The sequence below is a fragment of the Microvirga sp. P4_G7 genome, assembly GCF_056401005.1.
The window spans coordinates 1-2,505 of record NZ_JBFUKD010000557.1 but is presented as its reverse complement, the minus strand read 5'-3'; the positions used below and the strand labels follow the sequence as shown (position 1 = coordinate 2,505).

At 63.1% G+C, this 2,505-nt stretch carries 2 protein-coding genes; both read right to left on the bottom strand.

The genetic code is table 11. From position 1 onward, the window contains the following. Nucleotides 1-14: 14 nt before the first annotated feature. Nucleotides 15-605 carry a glutathione S-transferase family protein gene (locus AC1DT3_RS17860; RefSeq protein ID WP_477466575.1) on the bottom strand — a complete coding sequence of 197 codons (591 nt, stop codon included), beginning with the start codon at nucleotides 603-605 and terminating at the stop codon, nucleotides 15-17. A 5-nt stretch (nucleotides 606-610) separates the two neighbouring features. Then, a partial coding sequence (locus AC1DT3_RS17855) for a glutamate synthase-related protein (protein WP_477466574.1) occupies nucleotides 611-2,505 on the bottom strand: 1,895 nt, incomplete at its 5' end.

Below are 2,505 nucleotides of genomic sequence, written 5' to 3'. Positions count from 1 at the left end.
CCCTACGGTAGATCTCAATGAACGGATGAAAGGTGGAGGTCTGCGTCGCAGCGTTCGATCCATGACCGGACGTTGGGGCGCGAAGCGAGATCGAATCCGCCCTCGTGAGCGACGCGCGTGTAGGCGAGAAGCGCAATGTCGGCGACCGTCATGGCATTGCCGACAAACCACGCGCGCCCGTCGAGCATGCGCTCCATCACGTCGAGAGCGGCCTCGCCACGCTCGACGCGCATCGCGTCTCGCTCATCGGCGCTTTTACCGAGATAGAGCATGTGGAAGCGGCACACCGCGACATAGGGTTCGTGGCTGTATTGCTCCCAGAACAGAAGCTCGTCGACCTTCGCTTGCGCATACGCATCCCGCGGCAAGAGCGACGAGCCATCTGCGAGGTAGCGGATGATTGCGTTCGACTGCGCGATGCAGCGCCCGTCCGCAAGTTCCACGAGCGGAACCTGCCCCATCGGATTCTTGGCGAGGAAGGCGTCGGTCCTGCTCTCGCCCTTCATGATGTCGACCGGCTCCCATTCGTACGGGAGCCGCAAATGGTCCGCCGTGTACTTCACTTTCAGGCAATTGCCGGACTTCATGTCTCCGTAGATCTTCATCCGGTTCACTCCGCCGCCTGAAGCGTGCGTGCCCGCTCCATTTCGCGTAGCGCCCGGCGATACTCGACGGGCATCACCTTGACGAACTTCGTCCGATAGGTCGCCCAATTGTCGAGGATCTCCTTGGCGCGCGCCGAACCCGTGTAAGTGAAGTGGTTGGTGATCAGCTGCATCAGCCGCTCTTCATCCGAGACGGACATGTTGCCCAGGATGTCGATACGTCCCTTGGTCTCGAGATCGCCGCCATGATGGTGAAGGCGCTGCATCAGATCCTCTTCTTCCTCGACTGGTTCGAGATCGACCATGGAGAGATTGCAACGCTTGCCGAATGTGCCGTCCTCGTCGAGGACATAGGCGATGCCGCCCGACATGCCCGCGGCGAAGTTTCGGCCGGTCTGGCCGAGCACGACGACGAGGCCACCGGTCATGTACTCGCACCCATGATCGCCCGTGCCCTCGACGACCGCGATGGCGCCCGAGTTGCGCACCGCGAAGCGCTCGCCGGCGACGCCGTGGAAGTAGGCCTCGCCCGCGATCGCGCCGTACATCACCGTGTTGCCGACGACGATCGAGTGTTCCGGCACGGCCTGCGAGGCGCGCGACGGCGAGATGATGAGCTTGCCGCCCGACAATCCCTTGCCGACGTAATCGTTGGCCTCACCTTCGAGTGAAAGCGTGACACCGGCTGCGAGCCATGCACCGAAGCTCTGGCCTGCGGTGCCCTTCAGCTTCACCGTGATGGTGTCGTCCGGCAGACCCTCGTGACCGTAGCGCTTGGCGACTTCGCCCGAGAGCATGGCGCCGACCGTACGATCGGCGCTGCGCACATGCGCGTCGATCGTGACGACCTCACCGCTTTCCAAAGCCGCTGATGCCTTCGCGATGAGCCCGCGATCGAGAACGTTGGCAATCGGATGGACCTGTCGCTCCTGATGACGGATGGCGACACCCGGAACAGCGTCTGGACGGTGGAACAGCTTCGAGAAATCGAGCCCCTTCGCCTTCCAGTGATCGATCGCCTCGTTCTTGTCGAGGAGGTCGGATTGACCGATCAATTCTTCGATCGATCGGAAGCCCATGGACGCCAGCAGCTCACGCACTTCTTCCGCGACGAAGAAGAAGTAGTTGATCACATGTTCAGGCAGACCCTTGAAGCGCTTGCGAAGGACCGGATCCTGCGTCGCGACCCCGACGGGACATGTGTTGAGGTGGCACTTGCGCATCATGATGCACCCGGCAGCAATCAAAGGCGCTGTCGAGAACCCGAATTCGTCGGCGCCGAGCAGGGCCGCGATCACCACGTCACGTCCGGTGCGCAGACCGCCATCGGCCTGGATCGAGACGCGTCCGCGCAACCGGTTGAGCACCAGGGTCTGCTGGGTTTCGGCAAGGCCGATTTCCCAAGGCGAGCCGGCATGTTTGAGAGACGTGAGGGGTGACGCGCCGGTGCCGCCCTCGAAGCCAGAGATCGTGATGTGGTCGGCGCGCGCCTTCGCGACGCCAGCGGCGACGGTGCCGACGCCGACTTCCGAAACAAGCTTGACGGAGACGTCCGCCGCCGGGTTGACGTTCTTCARATCGWAGATCAGCTGCGCCAGATCYTCGATGGAATAGATRTCGTGATGCGGCGGCGGAGAGATCAGGCCGACGCCTGGAGTCGAATGGCGCACGCGGGCGATCTTGGCATCGACCTTGTGGCCTGGAAGCTGGCCGCCTTCGCCGGGCTTGGCGCCTTGTGCCACCTTGATCTGCATCATGTCGGCGTTGACGAGATACTCCGTCGTGACGCCGAAGCGGCCCGACGCCACCTGCTTGATCGCTGAACGCTTCGAGCGACCGTCCGCGAGCGGACGAAAGCGTTCGGGTTCCTCGCCGCCCTCGCCGGTATTCGACCTACCGC

Coding starts and splice junctions, on each gene's coding strand:
- AC1DT3_RS17860 (WP_477466575.1), bottom strand. CDS start 605: ATGAAGATCTACGGAGACATGAAGTCCGGCAATTGCCTGAAAGTGAAG.